The following is a 6075-nucleotide window of genomic DNA, read 5'->3' as shown; positions in this document are numbered from 1 at the left end:
ATCAAAATGCGTTCGCGAAAGCGCTGGAAACATTAGGCGTTGAATGGGTAAAACTATTCCCTATTCCTAATTATGATTTAAATAAATACCCTGCATGCCGTAAGTATGTGGATCTCGGGTATCATAATGCACAGTTTAATTTCCGACTAGATGATACGATGATAGGACAGATTTTCCAAGGGGTAACTCCAAGTCGAGATGGAGGGGACCTATCAGTAACCCCGCCGCCAAATGGATTTGCAGTACCTGATATGCCTGAAATGCCAAATGAACATAGTCCGGGTTTAAGTGATTTAAATTCGTAATTCCAGTAAGCGGGTGTCCATAAAAGGACACCCGCTTTTTTGAAAATCAAAAAAACCTGCAGACTCATTCTCAGGTCTGCAGGCATCACGGTTTTACCAGCCTCGTTCATATTGCTTAGGAGGTGTGATTTCATAATTCAGTTCTTTTGCAGCGGTTCGAGGCCAATAAGGATCACGAAGTAATTCGCGGCCAAGGAAGATAAGATCTGCACGATCGTTTTGGATAATTTCATCGGCTTGAGCAGGGGAAAGAATTAAGCCAACGGCGCCAGTAGGAATGTCAGCACCATGCTTAATGGTATCGCTAAATGGAACTTGATAGCCAGGGAAGGCTTTAATACGAGCGGGAGCTACGGCCCCTGAGCTGACATCAATTAAATCGACTCCGTCTTGTTTCATCCACTGGGTCATTTCAATATATTGTTCTGGGTCCATGCCGCCCTCTAGATAATCATTGGCAGAGATTCGTACGAATAATGGTCCGTCCCAGACTTCTTTAACAGCTGTAATCGTTTCTTTAAGGAAACGGTAGCGGTTTTCAGCCGATCCACCATATTCGTCTGTACGTTTATTCGTAATCGGCGAAAGAAATTCATTCAGCAGGTACCCGTGAGCCCCGTGAATTTCAATGATATCAAAACCAGCCTGCTTAGCACGAAGTGCACCCTGACGAAAAGCTTCAACGGTTTCTTTTATATCTTCAACGCTCATTTCTTTTGGTTGTTTATATGTTTCATCAAAAGCAATTGGGGACGGTGCTAGAATGTCGCCGTCAACCACAGCTTTTCTGCCGGCATGAGCCAGCTGAATGCCGGTTTTAGTTCCTTCTTCTTTCATAAGCGATACAAGTTCACGTAAACCAGCGATGTGCTCATCATCCCAGATTCCGAGATCACGGTCTGAGATTCGTCCTTGCGGCGTAACAGCAGTTGCTTCAACAATCAATAACCCTGCTCCACCAACGGCTCTGCTTGTATAGTGTGTCTTATGAAAGTTTTGAACTTTCCCGTCTTTCTCGTGACTCGAATACATGCACATAGGAGACATAACAATCCGATTTTTTAAGGTTACGTCTTTCAGTGTATATGAAGTAAAAAGCTTTGTTGCCATACTTATCCATCCCCTTAATTGTTTAAGATGTTAGTAGTATAGCAACTAGACATAAATTCAACCAAGAATCTGCTTATAACGATTACTTTTTAAGGAGTGATTCTTCTATTTCCTCGCTGATTTGCCTGCCCATCCTTTTTGATTGCAAAGCAGCTTCTTGGATACAATTCACAAACGCTTCTTGTACTTGGTTTGCTGCGAGGACCTTTAGCCCGGCCTCTGTTGTACCTCCCGGTGAAGTCACTTCTTTTCGTAGTTGATAAGCTGTTTTTGATGATTGATTCACCATTTCCGCTGCTCCAATTAGAGTCTGGATAATCAGCTGCTTAGCGGTATCGCTATCAAGGCCAATCGAACCTGCTGATTTCTCCATTGCCTCCACTAAATAATAAATGTAGGCTGTCCGCTTCCAGAAAGGCCTGTCACGGCGTCTAATTGGGACTCCTCAACGAGGGATACAGTACCAATCGCTTTAAATAAAGCAATCGCATCAGCTAAATTTTTTTCTTTCGTTTGTTTATTGGCAGCAATGGCTGTCGCAGATTTACCGACAGCTGCAGATGTATTCGGCATGGCCCGAATAATCGATATTTCTTTAGAGATGATCCCCTCAAGACTGGCTATATTAACTCCAGCGGCAACGGATATAACCAGCATATCTTCTGTGAGGTATCTTCTTGCTGCGGACATGACGGTAAGCACGTCCTTTGGCTTGACGGCAATGACGACAATGTCAGCACCTGTTAAGAGCTTCTCGAGTGATTGACATCCAGTCACACCATATTGCTCTTGCAGTTCATCTAGTCGAGCCGTATTCGTTCGATTACTCGTATAAATCGTTGATGGATCCACTCCGCCTCTTGTAATCATTCCTGAAAAAATTGCCTCAGCCATTGATCCTGCTCCAATAAAAGCCGTTTTGCTCATGATTATTCACTTCCTTTTGCTTGTGTTTTTTTAATATAGAAAAAGGTCTCTCATCCAAAAGAGGAAGAAGACCTTCCACGGGGCACCTTTGTTTACCACATGAATCTGGTTTTAGCAGCCGTATCTTTTTTAGTTACTGTGATTATCGACGATAGTCAGCGACTATGTCAATACCGAATGAGTCTCTTTTTGGGAGACAATAATAGAAGTAAACTATGCGAAAATAATGACAATTCTTCATGTCAGAGGTAAAATTAATGATAAATGCATGCAATCATTAAAGTAGTTTTTATCGTTTACTTGTACATAGAATTTAACCATAATGTTTAAGGAGATAGGCTATGACTAGTTGGCAAGGAAATATAGCAAAAATCACATTACCAACTTCTTTTGCAGTGGGTGATGTAAATGTTTATGTAATAAAAGGAGAGGCCTTGACTATGATTGATTCTGGAGTCAGAACGGATCAGTCAAGGGAAGTCCTTGAACAGGAGTTGAACACTCTCGGTCTACAATTAAGTGATATTGAACAGGTTGTGTTAACCCATCATCATCCTGATCATGCAGGAGGTTTAGAATTTGTTAGTGATCAGTGCCAAATTTATGGTCATCCAACGAATCAGCGCTGGCTGGATATGCCGGAATCCTTTGTCGGACAATTAACCCGATTTTTTACTCAACTAGCGGGAGAACTTGGCGTACCAGAGGACTATTATTCTAAATTAATTGATTACCGCGGACCCGGCTCAGTGATTACTACAAGAGGGTTAAGTGCATGCGTTCGGGAAGGTGATGAGGTGCCAGGTCTGCCAGAATGGAGAGTCATTGAAACACTAGGACATGCGCAAAGTCATATTTCTCTTTTTCGTGAAAAGGATGGCGTATTAATTGGCGGAGATCATCTATTAGCCAAGATTTCACCCAATCCAATATTAGAACCTGCTCTTGAACCGGGGGCGGACCGTCCAAAGCCTCTGCTGCAATATAATGAAGCCTTGAAGAAACTGCTGAATATTCCAGTGTCCCTTGTTTACTCAGGGCATGGTGCTGAAATTACTCGGATTCCTGAAGTGATTCAATCACAGTTAAATCGTCAGCACAGCCGGGCTATGCAGGTAAAAGAAATGCTGACACAATCGCCTTTAACAGGACTTCAAGTTTGTATGCAGTTATTTCCAAAGGTATATAAAAAGCAATTTGGTCTGACTCTATCTGAAAGTGTTGGTCAATTGGATTATTTAGAAGATTTAGGTGAAATAAAACATGAGACTCATTCAGGTGTCATATATTATTCAGTTCGCTAATGAAATGATGAGGTGTATAAATGGGGAATTTACAAGATAAATGTGTAGTAATCACTGGGGCCTCCGGTGGAATTGGAATGGAAGTTGCTCGTCGTGCGGCAGCAAGAGGTGCCAAAGTAGTCTTGCTAGCTAGAAGCTTGGAGAAACTAGAGCAGCTAAAGCAAGAACTTAGTACGCAATATACGCAGCAGGATTTTTATGCGTACAAACTTGATGTAGGTAAACCAAAAGATATTGAAGTGGTTTTCACGAAAATCCTTCAAGATGCAGGCAAAGTGGATGTACTCGTCAATAATGCAGGATTTGGTATATTTAAACAGGCGGTTGATACGGAAATTCACGAAGCCGAAGCGATGTTTAATGTGAATGTCATTGGTTTAATGGCCTGTACGAAAATGGTTCTTCCATCCATGCTGCAAAGAAATCAAGGACATATCATTAACATAGCGTCTCAGGCAGGAAAAATGGCGACGCCTAAATCTTCTTTGTATTCAGCAACAAAATTTGCTGTACTTGGTTATTCAAATGCACTTCGGATGGAAATGATGAACACGAATATTCATGTAACGACTGTTAACCCAGGTCCTATTGAAACCAATTTCTTTGAGATTGCGGATGAGACAGGTTCGTATGTGAAAAGCATAGCTAAATTTATGCTTAAACCTGGGGATGTAGCAGAAAAAATTGTTGCGGCTATGCTTACTTCCAAACGTGAAATCAATCTACCAGGATATATGAATGCTGCCAGTAAATTTTATAATCTCTTTCCTAGAACGGCTGAGACACTGGGAAAAGGTGCGTTTTTTAAAAAATAATGGTAACTGTCCTGGTAAGAACTTAATGTTTTGTTTGTCCCTCTCTTTTGAAAAATGTGATATATTGGTAATAAGGTGATATCCAGGTTCAAAACAAGAGAGGGGGACGAAAGTGAAACGGGGAATACTTCTTTTGGTATCAATTTGCTTACTTCTACTTTCTGGCTGCCAGCCCTTTACATCTGAACAAAGTGCGGAAGCGATTGGTAAGGGCGAAGACGGGTTTATCACCAACATAGATCCAGAAGCAAATACGTTATTAATTAACAGCACCTATTACAAAATTACCGATCAAGCGCAAATAAAGGATTTGAATGGCGAAATTTTGGATTGGACTGACGTGCAAATTGGCATGAAGGTGAAGACATGGTATACCGGGGAATTGAATAAAGCATTTCCCAACAAAGGACAAGCAAAGCTTGTACTTGTGCTGACAGACGAATCAAGTCTGCGTGAAAGGGAAGCGGTTACCTCTGCCATCGACTATGTGAAAAAAAGTGAAAGTCAGCAGTTTATGGTATTGAAGCTGACTCATATTCCAGAAGAAGATATCTATGATATTGAATTGATGAAGCGTTCAAATCTTGATGAGTCGTTCACGGTTATGGTTGACGGCGAGACAAAGGAAATACTAGATCAGCATTAGAAACTTCCTCGGAAGTTTTTTTTATGTTCTTTAAAACTTTTCTCTCTTGCCGATGTCTAATGTGTATAGAGAAAAAGGGGGAAGCATAAAACAAAGGCTGCCGAGGATTCTCGACAGCCTTTTGGTTGAACTTATAGTGTTTTTGCGCCTATATAGGCTGCTTTCCAATAAGAATTGTTCATTTTTGCAATGCTGACTCCTTTAGAAGAAGCGGCACTGATAAATTCTCCGTTTCCAAGATAAATACCAACATGAGATACGCCGGTTTTTTTGGAAGAAGTATCAAAGAATACTAGGTCGCCTTTTGATGGAGAGGATACCTTTAATCCTGTGTTTTTATAAAGCGATGCTGATGTGCGTGGCAGTATAATTCCTTGTTTCTTGTACACATAATAGATCAGCCCAGAGCAATCAAATCCTGATGTCGTTGTACCGCCCCATTTATATGGAGTACCAAGCAGTGATTTCGCATTTTTAATCAGGGTTGTATTGTTAACGTTGTATACGCCAAGTGCTTTAAAAGTTGCTGGACCCGCAATTCCATCTGCAGTAAGTCCTTTTGCTTTTTGGAATTTCTTCACGGCGGATTTTGTGTAGCTGCCATAATAGGTGGTGAATGAACCGCTGTATGTAAAGTAACCTTTTATTTTCAACAGCTCTTGAAGCTGGCGATTATCGTTGCTTGTTGTAGCCGGTTTAAGTGTTTTATCTCCGATATTTGCAAAAGCTTGAATTGGTGTAAGCATTAAAGCGGAAGCAATGGCAGCTGAAGCTATCCATTTTTTCATGTTGTATTGTCCCCCTCGAGATCTCTATTTCTATTTAACTATGACTTTACTATATTACAATATTTTAATGGATAAAATGGTTACATTTTCATTACAAATAATAGGTAAAAGGACCAAGGTAATAAGTTCCTGTATTTTAGATATTATGGGCTTATAACCAGGTTTTTTTCTTGTGTATGC

The 6075-nt window shown here is 40.8% G+C and carries 7 protein-coding genes and 1 pseudogene; 4 read left to right on the top strand and 4 right to left on the bottom strand.

What is annotated here, in order from left to right; genetic code table 11:
* A pseudogene (locus tag AC52RT_RS00210) lies at window positions 1-305 on the top strand (manganese catalase family protein); the annotation flags it as partial.
* Between the two features lie 93 nt (window positions 306-398).
* Here AC52RT_RS00210 and namA read toward each other — a convergent pair.
* The 3 genes from namA to AC52RT_RS00195 form a co-directional block, all read right to left on the bottom strand.
* On the bottom strand, window positions 399-1415 hold the full coding sequence (gene namA, locus AC52RT_RS00205; RefSeq protein WP_495538888.1) for an NADPH dehydrogenase NamA: 1017 nt from the start codon (window positions 1413-1415) through the stop codon (window positions 399-401).
* An 82-nt stretch (window positions 1416-1497) separates the two neighbouring features.
* On the bottom strand, window positions 1498-1788 hold the full coding sequence (locus AC52RT_RS00200; protein ID WP_495538887.1) for a pyrroline-5-carboxylate reductase dimerization domain-containing protein: 291 nt from the start codon (window positions 1786-1788) through the stop codon (window positions 1498-1500).
* An 8-nt stretch (window positions 1789-1796) separates the two neighbouring features.
* A complete protein-coding gene (locus AC52RT_RS00195; RefSeq protein ID WP_495538886.1) occupies window positions 1797-2342 on the bottom strand; it encodes a pyrroline-5-carboxylate reductase family protein in 546 nt (181 codons plus the stop codon).
* A 341-nt stretch (window positions 2343-2683) separates the two neighbouring features.
* On the opposite strand from AC52RT_RS00195, the gene AC52RT_RS00190 reads away from it, so the two are divergent.
* The 3 genes from AC52RT_RS00190 to AC52RT_RS00180 all read left to right on the top strand — a co-directional run bounded on the left by AC52RT_RS00190 (window position 2684) and on the right by AC52RT_RS00180 (window position 5107).
* Window positions 2684-3646 (top strand): MBL fold metallo-hydrolase, encoded by a 963-nt coding sequence (locus AC52RT_RS00190; RefSeq protein ID WP_495538885.1) that lies wholly within the window; start codon window positions 2684-2686, stop codon window positions 3644-3646.
* Window positions 3647-3666: 20 nt separating this feature from the next.
* Window positions 3667-4461 (top strand): SDR family NAD(P)-dependent oxidoreductase, encoded by a 795-nt coding sequence (locus tag AC52RT_RS00185; RefSeq protein ID WP_495538884.1) that lies wholly within the window; start codon window positions 3667-3669, stop codon window positions 4459-4461.
* 112 nt (window positions 4462-4573) lie between these two features.
* Entirely contained in the window at window positions 4574-5107 is a 534-nt protein-coding gene (locus AC52RT_RS00180; protein ID WP_340846339.1) for a hypothetical protein, read from the top strand.
* 131 nt (window positions 5108-5238) lie between these two features.
* Here AC52RT_RS00180 and AC52RT_RS00175 read toward each other — a convergent pair whose 3' ends face one another.
* Window positions 5239-5895 (bottom strand): C40 family peptidase, encoded by a 657-nt coding sequence (locus AC52RT_RS00175; protein WP_495538883.1) that lies wholly within the window; start codon window positions 5893-5895, stop codon window positions 5239-5241.
* Between the last annotated feature and the right edge of the window lie 180 nt (window positions 5896-6075).

Source organism: Peribacillus sp. (assembly GCF_059453735.1).
Note: the sequence above shows the minus strand (reverse complement) of the source record. Positions and strands in the feature narration are given on the sequence as shown.